This is a genomic window from Rhodococcus sp. 21391, assembly GCF_016772255.1.
In the GTDB taxonomy this organism is placed as follows: Bacteria; Actinomycetota; Actinomycetes; order Mycobacteriales; family Mycobacteriaceae; genus Rhodococcus_F; species Rhodococcus_F opacus.
On sequence record NZ_CP063781.1, the window covers coordinates 3,659,347 to 3,683,410 of the forward strand.

Genomic DNA, 24,064 nt, shown 5'->3' on the forward strand with positions numbered 1-24,064 from the left:
CGCACCCCGCACCGGGCACACCGACACGAAGCCGGGTGCCGCAGCAGGAGCTTCCTGCCGCGGCACCCGGCTTCCATCGTCGGGGCGCTCACGGATTCCGCCTCGAATGTGACCGCGCTCACGGATGATCAACTCGCTCAGACGGCAACACCCCAGAACACGTTCTACTGATCGAATTGATCAGTTGAGCCCGCGCTTCTTGCACACGGCGCTCAGTAGTGGTTCCCTCAGTTGGCCGTTGAGACCTACATCACAATCGGCAGCACCACCGGAACATCTCCGGCCCACGAGGCCATCGGGAACACAACCTAGGAGCGACACATGCCAGGAGTCGGCATTTGGCGAACGAAATCCGTTGAGCAATCGATAGCGGACACCGACGAACCCGACACCCGGCTGCGGAGGGAACTCACCGCGAAGGACCTCACCGTCTTCGGTGTCGCCGTCGTGATCGGCGCCGGTATCTTCACGCTCACCGCCCGGACTGCAGGCAACGTCGCCGGGCCGTCCATCTCGCTCGCCTTCGTCCTCGCCGCCATCGCGTGCGGCCTGGCCGCCCTCTGCTACGCCGAGTTCGCATCCACCGTCCCCGTCGCGGGCAGTGCGTACACGTTCTCCTACGCCACCTTCGGCGAGTTCGTCGCCTGGATCATCGGCTGGGACCTCATCCTCGAATTCGCCCTCGCGGCGGCCGTCGTCTCCAAGGGCTGGTCGCTGTATCTGGGTAACGTCCTCGGGTTCAGCGGATCCACCACAGCCCACCTCGGTCCCGTCGACTTCGACTGGGGCTCGCTGATCATCGTCGGCGGCATCACGATCGTGCTCGCCATCGGGACCAAGGTGTCCTCACGCGTGTCCGCCGTCATCACGGCCATCAAGATCGCCGTCGTCCTCCTCGTCATCGCCGTCGGCGTGTTCTACATCAAGAAGGAGAACTACGCCCCGTACATCCCGCCGGCCGAGAGCAACGAGAGCGCCGCGCAGGGTGTGCACCAGACCCTCTTCTCCTTCCTCTCCGGAGCCGACGGCAGCAGCTACGGCTGGTACGGCCTCCTCGCCGCAGCAAGCCTGGTCTTCTTCGCCTTCATCGGATTCGACGTCGTCGCCACCACCGCCGAAGAGACCAAGAACCCGCAGAAAGCGCTCCCCCGCGGCATTCTCGGCTCGCTCGCGATCGTCACCGTGCTCTACGTCGCCGTCACCCTCGTGCTCACCGGCATGGTGAAGTACACCGACCTCAAGACCGGTAGCCCGCTCGTCGGCGACAGCAGCGCCACCCTCGCGACCGCCTTCGAGGCACACGGCATCACCTGGGCCCAGACCGCGATCAACTTCGGCGGGCTCGCGGGCCTCACCACCGTCGTGATGGTGATGATGCTCGGCCAGACCCGCGTCCTGTTCGCCATGTCCCGCGACGGACTCGTGCCCCGCGGTCTCGCCAAGACCGGCAAGAACGGCAGCCCGGTCCGCATCACCCTGTTCGTCGGCGCCGTGGTCGCACTCCTCGCCGCCTTCTTCCCGATGGGCACGCTGGAGGAGATGGTGAACATCGGCACCCTCTTCGCGTTCGTCCTCGTCTGCATCGGCGTCATCATCCTCCGCCGCACGCGTCCCGACCTGCCCCGCGGATTCCGCGTTCCGCTGGTCCCGCTGGTTCCCATCCTCGCCGTCCTGGCCTGCGGGTGGCTGATGCTGAACCTCTCGGTCGAGACCTGGATCCGATTCCTCGTGTGGATGGCGCTCGGCGTCGTCGTGTACCTCGCCTACGGCCGGCGCAAGTCGGTCCTCGGACAGAAGCTGGCCGCACAGGCCGGTCCGCCCGAGGAGGAGAACATCCCGGAACTCGTCCAGCGCTGATCTGACGAAAACGACTGTGCCGCACTCCCGATCCGGGAGTGCGGCACAGTCGTGGAATGTACGAAACGATCAGATGAGCGGGTTGGCGCCGTTCAGGAAAATCCACACGCACACACCGGCGCCGATACCCAGGATCAGTGCCGCGAACGACCCGATGAACGGGCGCGTCGCCCAGCCGCGACGGCCGTCGAGCGAGATACGCCCCGGCCCAGTGAGAATGATCACGCCGGCGCACACACCCAGCAGCGTCTCGTACTCGGTGCCTCCGGGTGCGAAGTACTCGAGCCCCGGTTCCGCGATCTGCCGGAACGCCCACGCATTGATCATCACGGCCAGCACCGAGGCGGCGGCCAGCGGGGTGACGAGACCGAGGATCAGCAGCGCACCGCCCGCGACCTCACCGATGGCACCCAGGATCGCGAGCAGTTTCGCCTGCTGGAACCCCGAGTTCACGAGCACCTCTTCGAACCCGTCGAGTCCCGGACCGTTCCACATCCCCGTCAGCTTCTGCAGACCGTGCACGAGTGCCGTTCCGCCGACCGCGAGTCGCAGGGCCAGCAGTCCGAGGTCCAGGGTGCCGCGGCCGATCTTCACGTCGCCCTCGCCGATCCGGTCGGTCGACGGATCGCCAGCCGTGGCCCCGAGGGACGCGCCGGAACCCGCGCCGATCACCTGCGTCGGCTGGTCCGGCATGTCGGACGCCCCCGACTGCCGGTACGCGGGGATCTGCTCGGTGGGGAGGCCCGCGCCGCGCGCGTCGCCGTAGTCGAGTTCGTCGTCGGTGTGCGGCAGGCCCTGCCCCCTGGATCCGGACGTCGGCGTGGCCGACGGAAAGCGCTCGGTGGGAAGGTCGTAAGGGCTCGAGACCTTGCCGTAGCCGGGTGAGGGGCTCTGGTCCGCAGCACCCTGGTCCGACGACTCGCTGGGGTCTTTCCGCATGTCAGTCACACCGTCAAGCCTAGGTCGATCGGCCGGACATCGCTCGTAGGCGGAACCGGCGTGGCGGCGACCTCGCACTCTTCCGTAACGTCTCCATCATGATGGTGGGTGGGCGGCGCCGCACGGCGTCCCGCAAGATGGCGATGTCCGCGCTGTGCGTGACGGCGGTCCTCGCCGCCGGGTGCGCGAAATTCGACGACTCCGCGTCCTCACCCTTCACACCCGAGCCGACGGGTGCGTCGGGCGCCGAGGTGGAGCCGGAGAATCCGCCGCCGTCCACGACCACCACCCCACCGCCGAGCGGGCCGCTCGGACCGTGCCAGGACCCGGACCCCAGCGTGATCGCCACCTGTCTCGACACCACCGGCGGACTCGTCGTCCTCCCCGACGGGGCCACCGCCCTGGTCGCGGAGCGGCGGACCGGACGCATCCTGCAGGTCGCTCAGGGGCAGACCCCCAAGGAGATCGCGCACGTCGACGTCGACGGCACCACCGACGGTGGACTCCTCGACATCGCGCTGTCGCCGAGTTTCGTCGAGGACAACCTCATCTACGCGTACGTCACGACCCCGACCGACAACCGGGTGGTGCGGATCGCACCGGGAGACTCCGCCAAGGAGGTTCTCGGCGGGATTCCGCGCGGCGACGCGGGCAATGCGGGTTCGCTCGAATTCTCGGGCGACGAACTGATGGTCCTGACCGGCAACGCGGGCAACGCCGCCGCGGCCGCCGATCCGGCGTCCCTCGCCGGGAAACTGCTGAAGGTCACCGCCCTGTCGCCCGCACCGACTCCGGCGCAGCCCCGCCCTCAGGTGGTGCTGTCGGGCATCGGGACCGCCGGAGGGGTGTGCGTCGACCCGGGTGTCGCCGTGTGGGTCACCGACCGCACCCCGCTGGAGGATCGGCTGCTGCGGGTCAGCGCCGACGGAGCGGTGTCGTCTCCGGTGTGGACGTGGCCGGAGCGGCCCGGCGTCGGCGGCTGCGTCGCCGCCGGTGACGTCGTAGCGGTGTCACTGAGCACCACGAAGGCGATGTCCGCACTCGCTGCCGACCCCGGCACGGGAGCCGTCACCACCGCCCCCGGTGTCATCGTCCAGGACCGGTACGGCCAACTCGGCGGCGCCGCACTCGGACCCGACGGTCTCATCTGGGTGAGCACGGTCAACAAGACCGGCGGTCAGCCCGGACCCAACGACGACCGCGTGATCAAGATGCCCCTGCCGTCCGGTGGCGGCGGATTCGACTGACGGCCCACCCCCGTCGAAACGAACGGGACGCTCGTTCGGTTGATCCGAACGAACGTCCCGTTGGTGCAGAAGGGGTTCAGCCGCAGGCCTCGATGACCAGTTCCTTGACGCGGGCCGGGTCGGCCTGACCGCGCGTGGCCTTCATCACGTCGCCGACGATCTTGCCCGCGGCCGCGACCTTGCCGCCGCGAATCTTCTCGGCGATGTCGGGGTTCGCGGCCAGAGCCTCGTCGACGGCCGCCTTCAGCTTCGTGTCGTCGCGTTCGACGACCAGCTCGGGATGGTTCGCGACGACCTGCTCGGGGTCGCCCTCACCCTCGAGGACGTGGTCGACCACCTGGCGGGCCACCTTGTTGTTGAGCTTCCCGCTGTCGATCAGCGCGACCACCTGCGCGACCTGAGCCGGCGTGATCGGCAGCTCGGCGAGTTCCACGCCGCGGGTGTTCGCCTGCTGCGCCAGGTACGACACCCACCAGGATCGTGCGGCCTCCGGGGAGGCGCCGGCCTCGACGGTGGCGATGACGAGGTCGAGGGCCCCCGCGTTGACGAGGTCGCGCATGACCTCGTCGGAGACACCCCAGTCGGCCTGGATCCGGGCGCGGCGGACCCACGGCAGCTCGGGCAGGGTGCCACGCAGCTCCTCGATCCATTCCGCGCTGGGCGCGACCGGCTCGAGATCGGGCTCCGGGAAGTAGCGGTAGTCCTCGGCGGTTTCCTTGCGGCGGCCCGGTGACGTGGTCCCGTCGGCCTCCTGGAAGTGCCGGGTCTCCTGGATCACCTCACCACCGGCCTCCAGCACCGCGGCCTGCCGGCGCATCTCGTACCGGACCGCCACCTCGACACTCTTGAGGGAGTTGACGTTCTTCGTCTCGGTACGGGTGCCGAGTTCGGTCGCCCCGATCGGCATCAGCGACACATTGGCGTCGCAGCGCATCGAACCCTGGTCCATGCGGACGTCGGAGACGTTCAGCGACTTCAGCAGGTCGCGGAGCGCGGTGACGTATGCGCGGGCCACCTCGGGGGCGCGGGCACCGGCGCCGCTGATGGTCTTGGTGACGATCTCGACGAGCGGGACCCCGGCGCGGTTGTAGTCGAGCAGCGAGTGGCTGGCGCCGTGGATGCGCCCGGTCGCACCGCCGACGTGCAGCGACTTTCCGGTGTCCTCTTCCATGTGCGCACGCTCGATCTCCACGCGCCACGTGGTGCCGTCGTCGAGGACGACGTCGAGGTAGCCGTCGGTGGCGATCGGCTCGTCGTACTGGGAGATCTGGTAGTTCTTCGGCTGATCCGGGTAGAAGTAGTTCTTCCGCGCGAATCGGCCCCACGGGGTGATCGAACAGTTCAGTGCCAGTCCGATCCGGATCGCGGACTCGACCGCCGCCTCGTTCACGACGGGCAGCGACCCGGGCAGACCGAGGCACACCGGGCACACCTGCGTGTTCGGCTCGGCGCCGAACTCGGTGGGGCACGGGCAGAACATCTTCGTTTCGGTGCCGAGCTCGACGTGCACCTCCATGCCGAGAACAGGCTCGTACTTGGCGAGCACTTCGTCGTAGTCGAGGAGGTCCGGAGCGTCGACAGCAGTCATGCCACAGAGTTTATGCGTCCGGCCGTTCGCCGAAAAACGCGGTCAGCCGAAAAATGCGGCCGCCTCCTCGTAGCGCTCCCGCGGCACCGTCTTGAGGCGCCGGGTCGCCTCCTGGAGGGGCACGAGGTCGATCGACGTGCCGTGCAGAGCCACCATGTTTCCGAAGTCGCCGCGGTGGACGGCGTCGGTGGCGTGCACCCCGAAGCGGGTGGCGAGCACCCGGTCGTACGGCGTCGGGGTGCCGCCCCGCTGCACGTGCCCGAGCACCGTCGTCCGCACCTCCTTGCCGATACGGCGGACGATCTCGTCGCCGAGCTGCTGTGCGACGCCGGTGAATCGTTTGTGACCGAACTCGTCGATACCGCCCTCACGCAGACTCATCGACTCCGGGGTCGGAGTGGCACCCTCGGCGACGACGCAGATGAAATGCGAATCGCCGCGCTGGAATCGCTTCTTCACGAGGGAGCAGACTTCGCCGACGTCGAACGGGACCTCGGGAACGAGAGTGAGATGCGCACCGGTCGCGAGCCCGGAGTGCAACGCGATCCAGCCCGCATGCCGGCCCATCACCTCGACGAGCATCACCCGCTGGTGGGATTCGGCGGTGGTGTGCAGGCGGTCGATCGCATCGGTCGCGATGGACAGAGCGGTGTCGAAACCGAACGTCACGTCGGTGCAGTCGATGTCGTTGTCGATCGTCTTCGGAACCCCGATCACCGGCACCCCACTCTCGGCGAGCCAGCTCGCGGCGGTGAGCGTGCCCTCCCCGCCGATCGGGATGAGCGCGTCGATCCCGTTGTCGTCGAGAGTCTGCCGGATCTGGTCGAGGCCGGCCTTCAACTTGTCGGGGTTGACCCGCGCGGTACCGAGGATGGTGCCGCCCCGGGTGAGGATTCGATCGATCCGGTCGTCGTTGGACAGCACGACCTTGCGATCCTCGAGCAGGCCGCGCCAGCCGTCACGGAATCCCACCACCGAGCTGCCGTATCGGCCGGCGGCGGTGCGAACCACCGCCCTGATCACCGCATTCAGTCCGGGGCAGTCTCCGCCTCCGGTGAGCATTCCGATCCGCATCCAAGCACCCCTCGTCGTCTCGTGTGGTGATGGTGGTTCTCATCACCCATCTTGCCGCTCGAACCGTGTTCGGGCACCTCGGACCGGCAGGTTCACTCAGCCCGGCGTGACGAGACCGCTCTCGTACGCCAGGACCACTGCCTGTGCGCGGTCGCGCAGATCCAGCTTGGACAGCACCTTGCCGACGTGCGTCTTGACGGTCTGCTCGGCGACGAACAGGCGCTCCGCGATCTCGGTGTTGGACATGCCGCGGGCGATGAGTTCGAGTACCTCGCGTTCGCGGGGCGTCAGCGCCGACAGCGCGGCCGGTTTGCGGCGCGCCGTGCTGCGGCGGCTGGTCACGTCGGCGATGAGACGCCGGGTGACGGTCGGCGCGAGAAGCGCCTCGCCGTCCGCGACCACCCGCACCGCGCGGATGAGTTCCTCCGCGGGCGCGTCCTTGAGCATGAAGCCGCTGGCCCCGATGCTCAGCGCCTCGTACACGTAGTCGTCGACGTCGAACGTCGTGAGCATGAGTACGCGCACCGGCGGATCGAAACCGGCCGACAGGATGACGCGGGCAGCGTCGAGTCCGTTCATCTCCGGCATGCGGACGTCCATCAGGACCACGTCGGGTCGCAGACGCCGGACCTCGCTCACCGCCACGGCCCCGTCCGGAGCGTCACCGATGACACTGATGTCGGGCTGTGAGGCGAGCAGGGCTCCGAAGCCCTGCCGGACCATAGCCTGGTCGTCGGCGATGAATACGGTGATGGCCACCCAGCCAGCCTAGGCGGAGGCGACCGGGAACTCGGCGTGGACGTCGAATCCGCCGTTGTCGTGCAGGTGGGTGGTGAGTACGCCCCCGACTGCCTGCGCACGCTCACGCATGCCGATGATGCCGTTGCCGCCGGTCGACTCGTGCCTGGTCAGGGCGGAGACGAGGCTCCGCCTCGGCGGCCCGTTGACGATCGACACGGACGCGATCGGCGACTCGTACGCAATCTTCACCTCGACTGCGGCGCCCGCCGCGTGGCGGGCCGTGTTGGCGAGGGATTCCTGCAGGATGCGGTACATCACGAGCCCGACCGACTCCGACACGAGCGTCGGGTCGCCGTCGACGTGCCAGGAGACGGGAATGCCTGCCCTGCGGCTGCCCTCGAGCAGCTCGCTGATCTGCTGAACCCCCGGCTGGGGCGCATGCTCGGCCAGCTGGCCGTCGCTGCGCAGCACTCCGAGCAGTCCGCGCACCTCGTTCAACGCGGCGCGGCCGGCGGCTCCGATCGACTCGAACTCGGCCCGCGTCTCGTCCGACATGTCGGCGATGCGGTACGGCGCGCTCTGCGCCTGCACCACGACCATCGACATGTGGTGCGCGACGACGTCGTGCAGGTCCCGGGCGATGCGCGCCTTCTCCTCGAGGACCGTCCGGCGAGTGCGCTCGAGCTCACTCAGCTCCTCCTGCTGCGCGAGTTGCCGGCGGGAGAGCACCAGCCACCGGATCAGCAGGCCGAAGACGACGATCGCGGTCAGGCCCACCGCCCACCCGCGGCCGTTGGTGCCCGGGGTGTCGGCGAGGAACAGCAGGACGGTCGAGATCCATGCCACACCCACGACCGGAATCGCGGCCCGCATGCTGACGGCGGCCAGCAGGGCGAGCATCACCAGGATGTGGACCACCTGCCAGGGGTAGTCGTAGCCGTCCTGCAGTGCGAAGACACGCGGAATCACCAGCGCCGAGACCGCGGAGACGGCCCAGGCCAGCGCCGGATTCGAGCGGATGAGCAGGAACGGGAACGTCGCGAGCGCCGCCACGAACGGTTGGATGGGGGGACTGACCTGGTGGGTCAGCTGCAGGGTCGGCCACGCCACGGCGAACAAAATCGCCGTGACCACGACGATTGCCACGTTCAGCCACTGGCCTTCGGCGGCTCTCCGGATGCGCGTCTTCGTCTTCACACTGTCGACAGTAGAAACCGTGGTCACGGAGTGTCCTCATACCCCGGGCTCATGTCGGCGTAGCCCCGGAGTATGAGATCGGGGCCCCCTCGCACCACGAGACCAGGGATCGAACCGGACTCCGGGGTGATGTGGCTGCGCAACACGAATTCATAACGTTCTCGTCATGCGAAAGACGGGGACACGGAGAACGACTTGGGCCGCTGTGGCATGCGCCGCAACCGCACTACTGACCACGACAGGATTCGCAGGCACCGGCTCGGCGAGCACGCCCCGGCACGAGAACGTCGCCGCCTCCGCCGCGGTGCACACCCTCACGGCACCGGCCGAGCTCACCGAGGACTCCGTTCCCGCGGACTTCGCTTCCGTGATGGGGTACACGCCGGTGCGGATCGACGGAATGCTCGCCAATCCCGGCGGGGACTGCTCGTCGCCCGTGCCGCTGCCACTCGAGTTCGACACGTCGTGCAAGGCCCACGACCTCGGTTACGACCTTCTGCGGTACGCGTCCCGGTCCGGCGAGGACCTGGGTCCCTGGGCGCGGCAGAGCCTCGACGCGCAGCTGGATCAGCGCATGCACGCGGCGTGCGACACCCGCGCCGACGAACAGGCACGGGCGCAGTGCTTCGTCATGGCGAACGTCGCGGCTACCTTCGTCACCGGAAACAGCTGGCGCCAAAGCTATTCGGCACCGGTCACCGAATCCGGGCTCCCGTACGTACTGGCCGGCGGTGTCGGTGTCGCGCTCCTCGCCGGCGCGGCCTGGTCGATCCGCCGCCGCCCGCATCCGGTCGGAGCCGTCGCATGACCATCACCGCTCTGTCCGGTCCCGGACGGAGCACGGTGCACAGTCGCTCGCGAACGAAGCCGAATGCCCTGCGCCGCACACTGGTCACGACGATCCCGGTCTCCGCCCTCCCCCGCCTCTCCTCCACGATCGTCGTCACCGCCGTCACACTCGCGTCTCTCGCTCCCTCACTGCTCCCCCGGAGTGCGCTGACGCAGGCTCTGTTCACCGGTGTCCTCGCCGCATGCGGTTTCGGGTTCGTCGTCCTCGTCCGTCGACTGTGGCACCTCGTCACGCGTTCACGCAGCCACCACCCTCCGCGGGACTCGGTCCGTCTGCTGGCCCTGATCGGCGCCATGATCGTCGTGACCTGGGCGATCGTGCTCGCCGACCACTGGCAGGATTCACTGCGTGCCGCCATGGGCATGCCGGGCATCGGGCCGGACCACTGGATGCAGGCGATCATCGGGGCAGCGCTGACGTTCCTGCTGTTCGCCGGCATCGGCAACGTCGTCGGCACCGTCGCCCGCCGTCTCGGCTGGATCGGCAGCGCCACCACCGCCGTCGTTCTCGCGACCGGGTTGCAACTGGTCGCCGGACCCGCGTTGTGGGGAATGATGTCCCGTTCCTACAGCGACTCCAACGCGCTCGTCGACGTGTCCCTGCACCGACCGATGTCCGCCGAACTGTCCGGCAGCCCGGACTCCGCGATCAGCTGGGAGTCGCTCGGGCGCCAGGGACGACGGTTCGTGGCGGCGGGCGAGCAGTCGGCCGGCATCCGCACATATGTGGGGATGGATTCGGCGCCGGACGTCGAATCGCGTGCGGCACTGACGGTCTCGGAGCTCGAGCGGGCAGGCGGATTCACCCGGTCCGCCATCGTCGTCACCGTGCCCACCGGCTCGGGGTGGATCGACGAGAACGCCGCCGAAGGATTCGAGGAACGCTTCGCCGACGACGTCGCCATCGTCGGCATGCAGTACTCGTACCTGCCGAGCTGGATCACGTTCGTGTTCGGACGTTCCGCCGCCGACGAATCGGCGGCCGCGTTGTTCGATGCCGTCGCCGAGCGGATCGCCGACCTGCCCGACCTCCTGCGCCCGGCTCTCTACGTGTACGGCCAGAGCCTCGGATCCGTGGGCGGCAGTGCACTTTTCACCGACGCCGATCAACTCCGCGAGCGTGTCTGCGGCGCACTGTGGGCGGGCCCGCCCGCCGGCTCCGTCCTGACGGACGGGGCGACGGTGCTGGCGAACACGTCCGACCCGGTGGTGTGGTGGTCCCCCGACCTGATCGTGCGCCGACCCGACCTCTCGCTCGCAGTACGCGATGCGCCGGTACCCCAATGGATTCCGGGCATCACGTTCCTGCAGACGAGTGTCGACCTGGTGTCCGCGCTGAACTTCGCGGCCGGGCACGGACACCGCTACGGCAGCGAGCAGGGCACCGCCCTGCCCGACTGCTCCTAGTTCGGCGAGCCGATCGGACCGCGTGCGGCCTCGTACGCGGCACCGACGCGGTACAGCCGCTCGTCAGCCAGTGCGGGAGCCATGATCTGCAGCCCCACCGGCAGACCGTCGTCCGCGGACAGTCCCGACGGAACCGACATCGCGCAGTGCCCGGCCAGGTTGGTCGGCAGCGTGCACAGGTCCGAAAGGTACATCGCGAGCGGGTCGCCGACCTTCTCGCCCAGCTTCCACGGGGTGAACGGGCTGGTGGGCGACACCAGGACGTCCACCTTCTCGTAGGCCTTCTCGAAGTCCCTCGCGATGAGCGTCCGCACCTTGAGCGCCTGACCGTAGTAGGCGTCGTAGTAGCCGGAGGACAGCGCGTAGGTACCGATCATGATGCGGCGCTTGACCTCCGGGCCGAAGCCGGCGGCACGCGTCGCGGCCATCACCTGGTCGGCGCTCATGTCGCCCTCGTCGATGCGCAGTCCATAGCGCATCGCGTCGAAGCGCGCGAGGTTCGACGACACCTCGCTCGGCAGGATCAAGTAGTACGACGCGAGCGCGTATTCGAAGTTGGGGCACGACACCTCGACGACCTCGGCACCGAGTTCGGTGAGTTGCGCGACGGCGGCGTCGAACGAGGAGATGACCCCGGGCTGGTAGCTGTCGGAGTGCAGTTCCTTGACCACACCCACTTTCACGCCCTTCAGGTTGCCACCGGCACCCTCACGCGCAGCCGCTACCACGGGGCGCACGGGCGCGTCGATCGACGTGGAGTCGCGCGGGTCGTGCCCGGCGATGACCTCGTGCAGGAGCGCCGTGTCGAGGACCGTGCGGCCACAGGGACCACCCTGGTCGAGCGAGGACGCGCACGCTACGAGGCCGAAACGGGAGACCGTGCCGTACGTCGGCTTGGTGCCGACCGTCGCCGTGACGGCGGCGGGCTGACGGATCGAGCCGCCGGTGTCGGTGCCGATCGCGAGCGGGGCCTGCCGGGACGCGAGGGCCGCGGCACTGCCGCCGCCCGAGCCGCCCGGGATGCGCGTGGTGTCCCACGGGTTGCGGGTGGGGCCGTAGGCGGAGTTCTCGGTGGACGACCCCATCGCGAACTCGTCGAGGTTGGTCTTACCCAGGATCGGGATGCCGGCGTCGCGCAGTTTCTTCGTGAGCGTGGCGTCGTACGGTGCGATCCAGCCTTCGAGAATCTTCGACGCGCACGTGGTGGGCATGTCGGTGGTGGTGAAGATATCCTTGAGCGCCAACGGAACTCCCGCGAGCGGGGAGGCGGGCGCATTGCCCGCGGCGAGGCTGCTGTCCACTTCCTTCGCCGACACGAGGGCCTGCTCGCCTGCCACGTGCAGGAAGGCGTTCAGTTCCCCGTCGACTGCGGCGATGCGGTCGAGATGCGCCTGGGTGACCTCGACGGACGACACCTCACGGCTGTGGATCTTCGACGCGAGATCTGCGGCGTCGAGGGTGGTCAGTTCGGCGCTCATTCGCCCTCTCCAAGGATCTGCGGGACGGCGAAGCGATTCTGCTCGACAGCGGGTGCGCCGGACAGCGCCTGCTCGGGAGTCAGGCCGGGAACGATCACGTCGGGACGGGTCACGTTGGTGACCGCGTTCGGGTTCGCCATCGGCGGAACATCCTCGGCGGGCACCTCGGTGACCACCTTCACGTGGCTGAGAATCGAGTCCAGCTGACCGGCGAACTCGTCGAGCTCGGCATCGGTCAGGGCGAGTCGAGACAGCCGCGCGAGGTGCGCGACCTCGTCACGGGAGATGGCAGGCACCGCGGGGCCCCTTTCGGTTCGGACGTACACAAGTAGGTCCCAGCCTAGAGCGTGGCCCGATCAGCCGTGCAGCCAGCGCCGCAACCTGCCCGTCAGGAACGGCAGAACCACGAAGACCATCACCGGAGTCGTGACCACCGACGCCACCAGGGTGCGGGTCACGACGTCCAGGGCCGTGAGCCGAGGTGTGACGAACAACGCGATGACGAGTGAGATCGGGAAGAAGCCGAGCCAGATGGTGACCGCCTGCTTCCACCTCGGCGGTGGCGGCGTGACCCGCACGGCGTGCGTGAGCGTCGACTGCGGTTCGAACCAGCCCTCCACCCCGGTCAGCCGGTGCGTGACCGTGTCCTGCGCGAGACCCGTCCCCCGTCCCACCCACACCTTCCTGGCGGGCGACGTCGTCCACGCGTCGAGAGTGTTCTCGTCCGCGAACCGGTACACCACGTGGTACTGCTCGGGATCGGACGCCGCGCGCAGCCAGCCCCCGCCGAGGAACCCCGGGAACGTGCCCGCCATCGCCATCCCGGCGTCCGTCCAGCGCAGGAATTCCTGTTCCCGGCCCGCCGCCACCCGCCGCGAGACGGACGTCGTCACTCCCGTTTCCGTGGTGTTCATGCACCCATGTTTGGGCTGGCGTGTTTCGCGGACGAGGCGAATTCGTATCCGCAGTGTCACGAATCGAGCGCGACCTGCGAGTCCCCGTCCCGTCCCCGGCGAAGCCGCAGGGGGGACCGCATACTCGGGAACGAAAGTGCAAGGATGGTGAGCGACGGGGGTCGCAGGTACTCCCGCGTCTATCTCGTGGTGAAAGGGACGCACGTGTCGTATCTGCTTCGCGTCCAGCTTCCCGACCGTCCCGGTAGCCTCGGCTCTCTCGCCGTCGCCCTGGGGTCGGTGGGTGCTGACATTCTGTCGCTCGACGTGGTGGAACGGGGTGCCGGATTCGCCATCGACGACCTCGTGGTCGATGTCGAGCCGGGATCGCTCCCCGACACCCTCATCACGGCGGCCGAGAACCTGCCCGGCGTCACCGTCGACTCCATCCGGCCGTACGCCGGTATCCTCGACACCCACCGTGAGCTCGAGCTCATCGACCAGGTCGCCACCGCGGCGGACGATCGACTGCAGGTCCTCGTGGACGGAGCGCCGCGCGTGCTCCGGGTCGGCTGGTCCGTGGTCGCCGACCTCGGTCCGCACGGCGCATACCGGGTGGTCGGCAGCTCGGGAGCTCCCGAGACCCATGCCACCGAGATCCCGTGGATGCCGCTGGAGAAGCCCACGGCGCTCGACGGCGAGGGCGACTGGGTGCCGCAGGTGTGGCGTGACATGAACACCACACTCGCGGCGGCTCCCCTCGGGACCACCGGCCGCGTGCTGATGCTCGGCCGCCCCGGCGGCCCGGAGTTCCGTCCGTCCGAGATCGCCCGGCTGGGTTACCTCGCCGGCATCATCGCGACGGTTCTGAGCTGACCACCGTCCCGGGCCGGGAGGTCCGGTGGTGGTCGCCTCAGACGAGCTCGCGGACCAGGACGGTGAGCTCGACGCCCGGCACGGGCACCCAGTTCCGTTCGGGCACAGGCACGAAACCGTTGCGGTCGTAGATCCGGCGGGCATCTTCCATGTCCGGCTGGGTGGACATCACGACCGCGCGGTCCCCGCGGTCGTATGCCGTGTCCAGCACGTGCCGCACGAGCGCCGACCCGACCCCGGAACCGCGGGCGTCGGGTGACACGGCGAGCATCCGGAATTCGAGTTCACCCGGCCGCGCGACGTCGGCGTACGGGGAAGCCGGTTCCGCGATCGTGACGGAACCGACGATCCGGCCCTCCATCACGGCAACCCGGACATCCGCCTTCTCCGCCCGCTCGGCGGTGTCGCGCAACCGGTTCGTGTACGGATCGTGCGCCTCGACGAATCCGCCGCCCACGTAGGCGATCACCGTGAGGTCACTGACGGCCTCGTACTCGTCCGGCGTCGCATTCCGAATCTCGATCATGTCCAGAACTATGACAGGACTGCTCACGCCGCCCAAAATGCGGGAGTGAGGTTCCGATCACACTCCGGAATCCGCGACCGCGTCCGGTCCGCCCTCCAGCAGTCGACGGAACCCGTCCTCGTCGAGGACCGGCACTCCGAGTTCGACGGCCTTGTCGTGCTTCGAACCCGGCGATTCGCCGACCACCACGTATGCAGTCTTCTTCGACACCGAACCCGCGGCCTTACCGCCTCGGACGAGGATCGCCTCCTTCGCCTGGTCGCGCGAGAACGTCTCGAGCGAACCCGTGACGACGATCGACAGTCCCTCGAGATTGCGCGGAATCGATTCGTCGCGTTCGTCTTCCATGCGAACCCCGGCCGCGGACCACTTCTCCACGATCTGCTGGTGCCAGTCGACACCGAACCACTCGGCGACGGCCGCGGCGATGGTGCCGCCGACCCCGTCCACAGCGGCGAGTTCCTCGACGGAGCTCTGCCGGATCCGCTCGAGCGACCCGAATTCACCGGCCAGCGCACGCGCCGCCGTGGGTCCGACATGACGGATGGACAGCGCGACCAGCACCCGCCACAGCGGCTTGTCCTTGGCGGAATCGAGATTGTCGAGCAGCCGGCGGCCGTTGGCCGACAGCCCGCCGGCCTTAGTCCGGAAGAGCGACGTCTTGAGCAGATCGTCCTCGGTGAGCGAGAACAGGTCTCCCTCGTCGCCGATCGCCTTGGCCTCGAGCAGGCTCGTTGCGGCCTCGTAGCCGAGGACCTCGATGTCGAACGCGCCGCGGCCCGCGACGTGGAACACGCGTTCCCGGAGCTGCGCGGGGCAGTACTGCTGGTTGGGGCAGCGAATGTCCGCGTCACCCTCCTTGGCAGGGGCCAGCGGCGTGTCGCACTCCGGGCAGTGGGTGGGCATCACGAACTCGTACTCGTCGCCCGTCCGGGCGTCGACCACGGGCCCGAGGACCTCGGGGATGACGTCACCGGCCTTGCGCAGCACGACCGTGTCGCCGATGAGCACGCCCTTGCGTTTGACCTCGGAGCCGTTGTGCAGGGTGGCGAGTGAGACGGTGGAGCCGGCGACCGTGACCGGTTCCATGTAGGCGAACGGGGTTACCCGGCCGGTGCGACCGACGTTGACCCGGATGTCGAGGAGCTTGGTGGTTGCCTCTTCCGGCGGGTACTTGTAGGCGATCGCCCAGCGCGGCGCCCGGGAGGTGGACCCGAGCCGGCGTTGCAGCGACGTCTCGTCGACCTTGACCACCAGACCGTCGATCTCGTGCTCCACGTCGTGCCGGTGCTCGCCCCAGTACTGCACCCGGTCCACGACGGCGTCCGCGCCCGTGACACGCGCGGTGTGAGTCGACACCGGCAGGCCCCACGCCGCCAGTGCCTTGTACGCGTCGTACTGGGAGACCGGCTCGAATCCTTCACTGCGGCCGAGTCCGTGGCAGATCATTCCGAGGCGCCTGCGGGCCGTGACGGCCGGATTCTTCTGCCGCAGCGACCCGGCCGCGGAGTTCCGGGGATTCGCGAACGGCGCCTTGCCTTCCTCGACGAGCGCCGCGTTGAGTGCCGCGAAGTCCTCGAGCCGGAAGAACACCTCGCCACGCACCTCGAGGAGCGCGGGGACCGGGTATTCATCTGTGCCGGTGAGCTTTTCCGGGATGTCGTCGATGGTTCGCGCGTTCAGAGTGACTTCTTCACCGGTTCGGCCGTCGCCGCGCGTGGCGGCCCGGACGAGCCGGCCGTTCTCGTAGACCAGGTTCAGCGCGACTCCGTCGATCTTCACCTCGCACAGGTAGTGCAGGTCTGGGCCGGTCTCCTGCTCCACCCGGCTGATCCAGGTGCGCAGTTCGTCGGTGGCGAAGACGTTGTCGAGACTCAGCATCCGCTCGAGATGATCGGCGGAGGCGAAGTCGGTGGCGAAACCGCCGCCGACGAGTTGTGTCGGCGAATCGGGCGTCCGCAGGTCGGGGTACTGGTTCTCGAGGTCGTTCAGCTCGCCCAGCAGCACGTCGAACTCTCCGTCGGAGATGATGGGCGCGTCGCGGACGTAATAGCGGAACTGGTGCTGCCGCACTTCCTCGGCCAGCTCGTTCCAGTGCTCCCGAATGTGTCCGGGGGCCGGTGTCGGGGCTTCGGTCGATTCACTCACTACCGAAGATTAACCGGTCCAGCCGACACCGAACGCCGGACTCAGAGCGATTCGGGGTCGTCGGTGAACGCGCTGCTCACCTCGGCGCACAACTTCAGCGCGTCCCGGCTCCAGGACGCGCTTGCGCCCGCGAGTCCGCAGGCGGGAGTCACGGCGACCTGGGTCCGCAGCGTCGTGCGCGGAAATCCGAGCCGGTCGATCAGCGTCACCGCAGGTCGGGCCAGGTCGCGCCACGTGGCAGGCACCGCGGGAGCGTCAGTCGGGACGAGGCCGAGTGCGAGCTCCTTGCCCGAGTCGAGCAACTCGCCGATGCCGTCCAGGTCCGCGGACGCCAGCTGAGACACGTCCAGACCCACCGCACGGGCACTGCTGCGCCGCAGAAGGTCGGTGGGCAGGTCGGCGGAGCAGCAATGCACCATGGTCACCGCGCCGCAGCCGGCGAGGGCGGCCTCGAGCACGGCGAGAGCCTCCGGTTCCGGCATCGCCCGCACGGTCTCGAGCCGCGACCGACCGGACAGTGTGCCCGCCAGCACGGCGGGCAGTCGCGGCTCGTCGAATTGGACCAGCACCTGCGCGCCAAGACGTCGCGTGACTTCCGCGGCGTGCCGCGCGAGCCCCTCGCCCAGCGATTCGGCGAAGTCGCGCACCGCGCCGGGATCGGTGAGCACGCGCCGGCCGGTGCCGAGTTCCACCTCGGCCGCCAGCGTGAGTGGACCCACCGACTGCACCTTCACCACGTGGTCGGCGCCGACGAGGCCCGCACTCTCCCACGCCTCCTCGAGCGCGTCGAGATCCTGGTTCAGAAGGTCGGTCGCCCGCTTGGCGACCGAGCCGCGACGCTGCACCACGCGGTAGGCCGTCGTGGACACGTCCAGCTGCAGATCCACGAGCAGAGCGCTGGCGCGGCCGATCATGTCGGCGCCGAGCCCGCGGGCGGGCAACTCGACGAGGTGCGGGAGCCGGCCGAGTTCACCGAGAACGATCGTGGCGGCTTCACGCGGATCCGTGCCCGGCCACGAGCCGACGCCGGTGACGGCTCCGGCCAGTGAGATACCCTGCGTCACTGCGTGTTCGGACGCGCGTCGGTACCCGAGATGGTTCCGCTGCCCAGCACGATGTCGCCTGCCGGGTCGGTCCGGTACAGCACGACGGCCTGCCCCTTCGCGACGCCGGTGAGCGGCTCCCGAAGGGAGATGGCGATGCCGCCGTCGACCGCTTCGGCGACGGCGTCGGCGAGCCCGCCGTGGGCCCGGACCTGGACGGTGCATTCGAGGGGCCCGGTCGGCGTGCTCCCGGACGTCCACACGGCGCGGTCCGCCGTGATCGCGTGCACCTCGAGGTCGCGTGCGGAACCGACGCGGACGGTGCCGGTGTCGGGTTCGATGGACGTCACGTACCGCGGTTGCCCGTCGGCTGCGGGACCCTGGACGCCGAGGCCCTTCCGCTGGCCGATCGTGAAACCGTGCACGCCCTCGTGTTCCGCGAGCACCTCACCCGAATCGGCGTCGACCACACTGCCCGGGCGAACACCGATGCGGGCACCGAGGAATGCGCGGGTGTCGCCGGACGGGATGAAGCAGATGTCGTGGCTGTCGGGCTTGTTCGCCACGGCGAGGCCGCGTTCGGCGGCCTCCTCCCGGATCTGGCCCTTCGGGGTGTCCCCCACCGGGAACATCGCCCGCGACAACTGCTCGGCGGTGAGCACACCGAGCACGTACGACTGATCCTTGTCCGCGTCGACGGCGCGGCGCAGCACGCCGTTCTCGAGTTGCGCGTAGTGGCCGGTGGCCACCGCGTCGAACCCGAGGGCGATCGCACGGTCGGCGAGCGCCGCGAACTTGATCTTCTCGTTGCACCGCAGGCACGGGTTGGGGGTCTCCCCCGCGGCGTACGACGCCACGAAGTCGTCGATCACGTCTTCCTTGAAGCGGTCGGCGAAATCCCAGACGTAGAACGGGATTCCGAGCACGTCCGCGGCACGCCGGGCATCACCGGCGTCCTCCTTGGAGCAGCAGCCCCGGGATCCGGTCCGCAGCGTGCCCGGCTCGGCAGACAGCGCGAGATGCACGCCCACCACGTCGTGCCCGGCAGCGACCGCCCGTGCCGCCGCCACCGCGGAATCCACGCCGCCACTCATGGCCGCCAGTACTCGCATCAACGATCCCCTCCACGCGCTCCGACACCGGCGAGCCCGGCGGCGCGGGCCCGCTCCACAACTTGCGGCAGTGCCGCGATGACTGCATCCACGTCCGCGACCGTCGACGTGTGCCCGAACGAGAAGCGCAACGATCCCCGCGCGGTCGCGGAATCAACGCCCATCGCGGTCAGGACGTGGCTCGGACGAGCGACTCCGGCGGTACACGCCGACCCGGTCGAACACTCGATCCCGGCGGCGTCGAGCAACATCAGCAGCGAATCGCCCTCGCAGCCGGGGAACGTGAAGTGGGCGTTGCCCGGCAGCCGCGCGCTGCCCACCGGCCCGTTCAGCACGGCATCGGGAACGGTCTCGCCGACGCGCTCGATCAAGCGGTCGCGCAGGACGGTCAGTTCCGTCGCGCGGGAGTCGAGGTCGGCGGTCGTGTCACGCAGCGCCGCCGCCATACCGACGACGCCCGCCGTGTCCGGGGTACCCGAACGCAGGTCGCGCTCGTGTCCCCCGCCGTGCAGCAGCGGCACACACGGCACCTGCCGTCCCAGCAGCAGCGCACCGACGCCCTGCGGTCCGCCGACCTTGTGCGCGGCGATGCTCAGCGCGGACAGCCCGCTCGCAGCGAAGTCCACGGGGATGTGCGTGACGGCCTGGACGGCGTCGCTGTGCATCGGCACACCGAACTCGGCCGCCACGGCGGCGAGTTCGGTGATCGGCATGATCGTGCCGACCTCGTTGTTGGCCCACATGATCGTGACCAGGGCCGTCTCGTCCGCGTTGACGGCGAGTTCGTCGCGCAGCGCCTGCGGGGACACCCGGCCCAGTTCGTCGACGGGCAGCCACGTGACCTGGGCACCCTCGTGCTTCTCGAGCCACTCCACCGCGTCGAGAACCGCATGGTGCTCCACGGAACTGGCGAGAATCCGCACCCGGTCGGGGTCGGCGTCCCGCCGGGCCCAGAAGATGCCCTTGACCGCGAGATTGTCGCTCTCGGTGCCGCCGGAGGTGAAGATGACCTCGGACGGCCTGGCACCGAGGTCGGCGGCGATGGATTCGCGGGCCTCCTCGATGCGACGGCGGGCGGCGCGTCCGGAACCGTGCAGCGAGGACGCATTGCCCACGGTCGTGAAGATGTCGGTCATCGCCCGGACGGCAGCGGGCACCATGGGAGTGGTGGCTGCGTGGTCCAGGTAGACGGGGTGATCGGCACTGCGGGCAGAGGTCATGACGTGACCAGGATAGCTCAGGCGACGAGACGCTCCGCCGCCTCGATGCCCACGGCCGCCGTCCCGACCACACCCTGCAGCGGATCGACGATGTCGTGCGCTGCGAGATCGATCCGTTCGTCGCCCCGCGCGGCGCGCTCACACCGGGTCGCCAGATCGCGGCGGCAGTCCCCCGGGTACTCGATCGGCGCCAGCCGGACCTCCGCGGTGACTCCCTTCTGGCGGATGATGCGCCGGATCGACTGACCGATCGTCTCCTCGCCGACGAAGCACGGCCCGGTCGTCAGGTCCCCGCCCCGGCCGGTGTACCGCAGCGAGATCGGCTGGACCGGACATTCCGCGTCGATCGCCGCCTGGAACAGCGCAGGCCGGAAACCGCCGTACGCCCGTCCGCACCACGTGGTGCCCTCCGGGAACGCCACGACTCGTTCGCCGTCGCGCAGCCTGCCCGCCGTCGTCGCCACCGTGTCCGGGAGTGCGCGCAGGTTCTGCCGCTCGATCGGGACGACCCTCATCCGCTGCGCGAGCGACCCCAGAACCGGCCAGTCCAGCAGATCCCCGCGGGCGACGAAGTTCGCCGGGGCGAGCGCGCTGAGCACCAGCACATCGGTCCACGACACGTGGCCGGCCACCACCAGGATCCCGCCGGTGTGACGGCGCTTTCCACGATGATCGACGACGACGAGGCGAATTCCCACGCAGCGCAACAGGATCGCTGCGTACCGCCGCTGCAGACCGGTCCGCCACGACCGCGGCAGCAGCCATCCCGCGGTCAGGAGCGGCGCCGTCGCCAGTGCCGACACGACGAGGCACCAGCGAACGACCACGGTCGGGATCGACACTCCGTTCGCCTCCGCGGGCAGACATCCCACGCCGCACGGACTCGCCGGCATCCACGAGTGCACGGTCACCTCGGGCGACTCGGACACCGCCGTGCTCATGCTCGTGCTCCCGCCTCGAGAGTGGCCGATGCCGAACGCAGGCGTTCGAGGTAGCGCTCGTTGGCGCCGTGCAGTCCCTGCAGTGCGACGAAATCGGCGACACCGAACTCCGGATCGTGCGCGGGCTCACCGCACACCTTGGCGCCGAGGCGCAGGTAGCCCCGGAGCAGCGGCGGCAGGGTCGGCCGGGCGGGCGGCTCGATCTCGTCGAGCGACCGCCCGTCGACGCGCACCGGGTTCCTGGGCACGGCCCGCGCGGCCGGGTCGTTGCCGTACTTGCGGAGCAGCAGGTCGCGCACCCCTCGGACGTTGGATCCGGCCACCGCGTCCGGATGCTCGCGCATCGGCACGGAGACGCATCCCATGACCCATTCGTATCCGGTGAGCTGCAGGTAGTGGAGGATGCCTGCCCACATCAGGCTCAGCACCGAACCGGAGCGGTGGTCGGGGTCGACGCACGCCCGGCCCATCTCGACGATGCGGTTGCCGACGGGGTCGAGCGCGGAGATGTCGAATTCGGTGGCGGTGTAATAGCCACCGGCCTGGGCAGCGGCGTCGGGCGGGAGCATGCGGTAGCAACCGACGAACTCGCCGGTCTCCTCGTGGCGGACGAGGAGGTGGTCACAGAAGTCGTCGAACCGGTCGGCGTCGAGGGCGTCCACGTGCGCGGGGACGGAGAATCCGGGTTCGGAGGCGAACACGCGGTAGCGCAGCCGCTGGGCGGAAACGCGGTGTTCGCGGTCGGACGAGACGACCAGGGAGTATCGGGGCGCGGTTACAACAGAATCGGCGGTCTCACTCGGTGCGCGGAGAACTGACGAAGTTGTCATGGCGCAGGTTTACCGAGCAGGGGCGGCGTGAGGGCATCGCCCGGGTGTCGTGTCGATGCAGCCCGGATGAACGACGGAAGATACGACGGCGGCCCCGCTCCCGGTAAGGGAACGGGGCCGCCGTCGGCCGAGAATCAGCCCTTGTGGGCCTTGACTGCCTCGGTGAGCTGCGGAGCGACGTTGAACAGGTCGCCGACGATGCCGTAGTCCGCGATCTCGAAGATCGGGGCTTCCTCGTCCTTGTTCACGGCGACGATGGTCTTCGACGTCTGCATACCGGCGCGGTGCTGGATGGCACCGGAGATGCCGAGCGCGATGTACAGCTGCGGGGAGACCGTCTTGCCGGTTTGACCGACCTGGAACTGTCCCGGGTAGTAGCCCGAGTCGACCGCGGCACGCGAGGCACCGACAGCGGCACCCAGCGAGTCGGCGAGTTCCTCGACGACGGTGAACTTGTCGGCGCTGCCGACACCGCGGCCACCGGAGACGACGACGGTCGCCTCGGTGAGCTCGGGGCGGTCGCCACCGACGATCGGATCACGCGAGGTGATCTTGACGGCGCCCTCTTCCTGGGCCGGGACCTCGACGGAGACCTTCTCGCCTGCGCCGGCTTCGGGCTTCGCCTCGATGGCACCCGGGCGGACCGAGATGACCGGGACGTCGCCGTTGGCCTTGGCGTCGACGGTGAATGCGCCACCGAAGATGGAGTGCACGGCACTGCCGTCGGACTTCACGTCGACGACGTCGACGAGCAGACCGGAGCCGATGCGGGCAGCAAGACGTCCGGAGACCTCCTTGCCCTCGACGCTGGCGGCGGTGATGACCGCAGCCGGCGCGGCCGACTCGACGAGCGACGCGAGCACGTCGACCTTCGGGGTGACCAGGTAGCCGTCGATGTCGTCCGACTCGGCGACGTAGATCTTGGCCGCGCCTGCGGCGGCGAGGCCCTCGGCCAGCTTGTCGGCGGTACCGGCGGGACCGGTGACCACTGCGGCCGGCTCACCGAGCGCGCGAGCGGCGGTGATGAGTTCGGTGCTGACCTTCTTCAGCGCACCCTCTGCGTGCTCGACGAGCACCAGTACTTCTGCCATGTCTAACTCTCCCTGTATGTGTCTGCTGGTCTGTAGAGGGGCGAGATCAGATGATCTTCTGGCCCACGAGGTAGGCAGCGATCTTGCTGCCGCCGTCGCCCTCGTCGACGATGCGCTCACCAGCGGTACGCGGGGGCTTGGGGGTGGAGGCGGTGACGGTGGTGCCCGCGTTGGCGACACCGACGGTCTCCGGGTCGACACCGAGGTCGGCCAACGTGTAGACGAGAACTTCCTTCTTCTTCGCGGCCATGATGCCCTTGAAGGAGGGGAAGCGGGGCTCGTTGATCTTCTCGGTGACGCTGACGATGGCCGGCAGGCTCGCTTCGAGGCCGAAGACGCCCTCGTCGGTCTCGCGCTCTCCGGTGACGGTGCCGTCGGCGACCGTGAGCTTGCGCAGCTGCGTGAGCTGCGGGATGCCCAGGTACTCAGCGATGATGGCCGGAACGGCGCCGACGCGGCCGTCGGTGGCCTCGTTACCGGCGATGATCAGGTCGGCAGGCTCTTCGTTCTCGAACGTGATCTGTCCGAGCGCCGCGGCCAGGGTCCACGCGGTCTGCACCGCGTCGGAGCCGTGGAGGGCCGGGTCGTTGATGTGCACTGCCTTGTCGGCACCCATGGACAGGGCCTTGCGGATGGCGTCGGTGGCGCGGTCCGGACCTGCGGAGAGGACGGTCACCTCGCCGCCCTGAGCCTCCTTGATCAGGAGCGCTTCTTCGACGGCGCGCTCGTTGATCTCGTCGAGCACTGCATCGGCGGCCTCGCGGTCAAGCGTGTAGTCACCGTCGGTCAGCTTGCGCTCGGACCACGTGTCGGGGACCTGCTTGATCAAAACAACGATGTTCGTCATGGGTCTTCGTCGACCTCCTGTGTGTTCTTGCGTGGTTATCGTGAGTTGCTCCGCGTGGGCCGAGCTCTCGTTGTCGATATTTCGTCGCACGATGGCTCTGCGACAGATTACCCCACGTTAAGTTACCGGTCGGTAACTTGCGTGAAAGTCTCGTTCACCA

At 68.9% G+C, this 24,064-nt stretch carries 22 protein-coding genes; 5 read left to right on the forward strand and 17 right to left on the reverse strand.

What is annotated here, in order from left to right:
- Positions 1-321: 321 nt before the first annotated feature.
- Positions 322-1,857: an amino acid permease gene (locus tag GO592_RS17105; protein ID WP_005259496.1), complete on the forward strand. Its 1,536-nt coding sequence runs from the start codon at positions 322-324 to the stop codon at positions 1,855-1,857.
- Between the two features lie 69 nt (positions 1,858-1,926).
- Here GO592_RS17105 and GO592_RS17110 read toward each other — a convergent pair whose 3' ends face one another.
- Positions 1,927-2,796, reverse strand: a complete 870-nt coding sequence (locus GO592_RS17110; RefSeq protein ID WP_007296850.1) for a DoxX family protein — start codon at positions 2,794-2,796, stop codon at positions 1,927-1,929.
- A 98-nt stretch (positions 2,797-2,894) separates the two neighbouring features.
- Between GO592_RS17110 and GO592_RS17115 the strand changes: the two genes are divergently transcribed.
- Complete coding sequence (locus GO592_RS17115; protein WP_007296849.1) at positions 2,895-4,043, forward strand: PQQ-dependent sugar dehydrogenase; 1,149 nt, start codon at positions 2,895-2,897, stop codon at positions 4,041-4,043.
- Between the two features lie 76 nt (positions 4,044-4,119).
- Here the strand turns inward: GO592_RS17115 and gatB are convergent, their stop codons facing one another.
- From gatB to GO592_RS17135, 4 genes are all read right to left on the reverse strand, one after another.
- Entirely contained in the window at positions 4,120-5,631 is a 1,512-nt protein-coding gene (gene gatB / locus GO592_RS17120) for an Asp-tRNA(Asn)/Glu-tRNA(Gln) amidotransferase subunit GatB (RefSeq protein ID WP_005566378.1), read from the reverse strand.
- 42 nt (positions 5,632-5,673) lie between these two features.
- Positions 5,674-6,705 (reverse strand): ATP-dependent 6-phosphofructokinase, encoded by a 1,032-nt coding sequence (locus GO592_RS17125; protein ID WP_005240365.1) that lies wholly within the window; start codon positions 6,703-6,705, stop codon positions 5,674-5,676.
- 96 nt (positions 6,706-6,801) lie between these two features.
- Positions 6,802-7,464, reverse strand: coding sequence for a response regulator (locus tag GO592_RS17130; RefSeq protein ID WP_005240363.1), 663 nt, complete (start codon positions 7,462-7,464; stop codon positions 6,802-6,804).
- A gap of 9 nt (positions 7,465-7,473) precedes the next feature.
- Positions 7,474-8,670, reverse strand: a complete 1,197-nt coding sequence (locus tag GO592_RS17135) for a sensor histidine kinase (RefSeq protein WP_007296848.1) — start codon at positions 8,668-8,670, stop codon at positions 7,474-7,476.
- A gap of 139 nt (positions 8,671-8,809) precedes the next feature.
- Here GO592_RS17135 and GO592_RS17140 point away from each other — a divergent pair, with 139 nt between their 5' ends.
- Both GO592_RS17140 and GO592_RS17145 read left to right on the forward strand, forming a co-directional pair.
- Positions 8,810-9,451 (forward strand): hypothetical protein, encoded by a 642-nt coding sequence (locus GO592_RS17140; RefSeq protein WP_050998594.1) that lies wholly within the window; start codon positions 8,810-8,812, stop codon positions 9,449-9,451.
- Positions 9,448-10,899 (forward strand): alpha/beta-hydrolase family protein, encoded by a 1,452-nt coding sequence (locus tag GO592_RS17145; protein ID WP_007296846.1) that lies wholly within the window; start codon positions 9,448-9,450, stop codon positions 10,897-10,899. Before GO592_RS17140 ends, GO592_RS17145 begins: the two co-directional genes overlap by 4 nt.
- Here GO592_RS17145 and gatA read toward each other — a convergent pair.
- The 3 genes from gatA to GO592_RS17160 are packed head-to-tail and all read right to left on the reverse strand — an operon-like array spanning position 10,896 to position 13,291.
- Positions 10,896-12,377 carry an Asp-tRNA(Asn)/Glu-tRNA(Gln) amidotransferase subunit GatA gene (gatA, locus tag GO592_RS17150; protein ID WP_005259511.1) on the reverse strand — a complete coding sequence of 494 codons (1,482 nt, stop codon included), beginning with the start codon at positions 12,375-12,377 and terminating at the stop codon, positions 10,896-10,898. The two genes, GO592_RS17145 and gatA, sit on opposite strands and share 4 nt — an antisense overlap.
- Entirely contained in the window at positions 12,374-12,673 is a 300-nt protein-coding gene (gene gatC, locus GO592_RS17155; protein WP_005259514.1) for an Asp-tRNA(Asn)/Glu-tRNA(Gln) amidotransferase subunit GatC, read from the reverse strand. Before gatC ends, gatA begins: the two co-directional genes overlap by 4 nt.
- A 60-nt stretch (positions 12,674-12,733) precedes the next feature.
- Positions 12,734-13,291 carry an antibiotic biosynthesis monooxygenase gene (locus GO592_RS17160; RefSeq protein ID WP_039951009.1) on the reverse strand — a complete coding sequence of 186 codons (558 nt, stop codon included), beginning with the start codon at positions 13,289-13,291 and terminating at the stop codon, positions 12,734-12,736.
- A gap of 204 nt (positions 13,292-13,495) precedes the next feature.
- Between GO592_RS17160 and GO592_RS17165 the strand changes: the two genes are divergently transcribed.
- Positions 13,496-14,146: an amino acid-binding protein gene (locus GO592_RS17165; RefSeq protein WP_025432327.1), complete on the forward strand. Its 651-nt coding sequence runs from the start codon at positions 13,496-13,498 to the stop codon at positions 14,144-14,146.
- 37 nt (positions 14,147-14,183) lie between these two features.
- On the opposite strand, the gene GO592_RS17170 is transcribed toward GO592_RS17165, so the two are convergent.
- The 9 genes from GO592_RS17170 to GO592_RS17210 all read right to left on the reverse strand — a co-directional run bounded on the left by GO592_RS17170 (position 14,184) and on the right by GO592_RS17210 (position 23,904).
- The gene (locus GO592_RS17170; RefSeq protein ID WP_007296844.1) at positions 14,184-14,672 is read right to left on the reverse strand and encodes a GNAT family N-acetyltransferase; all 489 of its coding nucleotides are present in this window, start codon (positions 14,670-14,672) and stop codon (positions 14,184-14,186) included.
- A 57-nt stretch (positions 14,673-14,729) separates the two neighbouring features.
- The gene (gene ligA / locus GO592_RS17175; protein ID WP_007296843.1) at positions 14,730-16,820 is read right to left on the reverse strand and encodes an NAD-dependent DNA ligase LigA; all 2,091 of its coding nucleotides are present in this window, start codon (positions 16,818-16,820) and stop codon (positions 14,730-14,732) included.
- 41 nt (positions 16,821-16,861) lie between these two features.
- Positions 16,862-17,884, reverse strand: a complete 1,023-nt coding sequence (locus GO592_RS17180) for a methionine synthase (protein WP_007296842.1) — start codon at positions 17,882-17,884, stop codon at positions 16,862-16,864.
- Entirely contained in the window at positions 17,881-18,975 is a 1,095-nt protein-coding gene (gene mnmA / locus GO592_RS17185; RefSeq protein ID WP_007296841.1) for a tRNA 2-thiouridine(34) synthase MnmA, read from the reverse strand. Before mnmA ends, GO592_RS17180 begins: the two co-directional genes overlap by 4 nt.
- A complete protein-coding gene (locus GO592_RS17190) occupies positions 18,975-20,195 on the reverse strand; it encodes a cysteine desulfurase family protein (RefSeq protein WP_005566003.1) in 1,221 nt (406 codons plus the stop codon). The genes mnmA and GO592_RS17190 overlap by 1 nt, the downstream gene beginning before the upstream one ends.
- Before the next feature lie 17 nt (positions 20,196-20,212).
- A complete protein-coding gene (locus tag GO592_RS17195) occupies positions 20,213-21,136 on the reverse strand; it encodes a lysophospholipid acyltransferase family protein (RefSeq protein ID WP_007296840.1) in 924 nt (307 codons plus the stop codon).
- Entirely contained in the window at positions 21,133-21,966 is an 834-nt protein-coding gene (locus tag GO592_RS17200) for a GNAT family N-acetyltransferase (protein WP_007296839.1), read from the reverse strand. The genes GO592_RS17195 and GO592_RS17200 overlap by 4 nt, the downstream gene beginning before the upstream one ends.
- A gap of 134 nt (positions 21,967-22,100) precedes the next feature.
- On the reverse strand, positions 22,101-23,057 hold the full coding sequence (locus GO592_RS17205) for an electron transfer flavoprotein subunit alpha/FixB family protein (RefSeq protein ID WP_005259533.1): 957 nt from the start codon (positions 23,055-23,057) through the stop codon (positions 22,101-22,103).
- A gap of 46 nt (positions 23,058-23,103) precedes the next feature.
- Positions 23,104-23,904, reverse strand: coding sequence for an electron transfer flavoprotein subunit beta/FixA family protein (locus tag GO592_RS17210; RefSeq protein WP_005259535.1), 801 nt, complete (start codon positions 23,902-23,904; stop codon positions 23,104-23,106).
- Positions 23,905-24,064: the final 160 nt, after the last annotated feature.

Coding starts and splice junctions, on each gene's coding strand:
- GO592_RS17205 (WP_005259533.1), bottom strand. CDS start 23,057: ATGGCAGAAGTACTGGTGCTCGTCGAGCACGCAGAGGGTGCGCTGAAG.
- GO592_RS17145 (WP_007296846.1), top strand. CDS start 9,448: ATGACCATCACCGCTCTGTCCGGTCCCGGACGGAGCACGGTGCACAGT.
- GO592_RS17200 (WP_007296839.1), bottom strand. CDS start 21,966: ATGACAACTTCGTCAGTTCTCCGCGCACCGAGTGAGACCGCCGATTCT.
- GO592_RS17115 (WP_007296849.1), top strand. CDS start 2,895: ATGATGGTGGGTGGGCGGCGCCGCACGGCGTCCCGCAAGATGGCGATG.
- gatA (WP_005259511.1), bottom strand. CDS start 12,377: ATGAGCGCCGAACTGACCACCCTCGACGCCGCAGATCTCGCGTCGAAG.
- GO592_RS17210 (WP_005259535.1), bottom strand. CDS start 23,904: ATGACGAACATCGTTGTTTTGATCAAGCAGGTCCCCGACACGTGGTCC.
- GO592_RS17190 (WP_005566003.1), bottom strand. CDS start 20,195: ATGACCTCTGCCCGCAGTGCCGATCACCCCGTCTACCTGGACCACGCA.
- GO592_RS17125 (WP_005240365.1), bottom strand. CDS start 6,705: ATGCGGATCGGAATGCTCACCGGAGGCGGAGACTGCCCCGGACTGAAT.
- mnmA (WP_007296841.1), bottom strand. CDS start 18,975: ATGCGAGTACTGGCGGCCATGAGTGGCGGCGTGGATTCCGCGGTGGCG.
- GO592_RS17110 (WP_007296850.1), bottom strand. CDS start 2,796: ATGCGGAAAGACCCCAGCGAGTCGTCGGACCAGGGTGCTGCGGACCAG.
- GO592_RS17140 (WP_050998594.1), top strand. CDS start 8,810: ATGCGAAAGACGGGGACACGGAGAACGACTTGGGCCGCTGTGGCATGC.
- GO592_RS17170 (WP_007296844.1), bottom strand. CDS start 14,672: ATGATCGAGATTCGGAATGCGACGCCGGACGAGTACGAGGCCGTCAGT.
- GO592_RS17105 (WP_005259496.1), top strand. CDS start 322: ATGCCAGGAGTCGGCATTTGGCGAACGAAATCCGTTGAGCAATCGATA.
- GO592_RS17195 (WP_007296840.1), bottom strand. CDS start 21,136: ATGAGCACGGCGGTGTCCGAGTCGCCCGAGGTGACCGTGCACTCGTGG.
- GO592_RS17160 (WP_039951009.1), bottom strand. CDS start 13,291: ATGAACACCACGGAAACGGGAGTGACGACGTCCGTCTCGCGGCGGGTG.
- gatB (WP_005566378.1), bottom strand. CDS start 5,631: ATGACTGCTGTCGACGCTCCGGACCTCCTCGACTACGACGAAGTGCTC.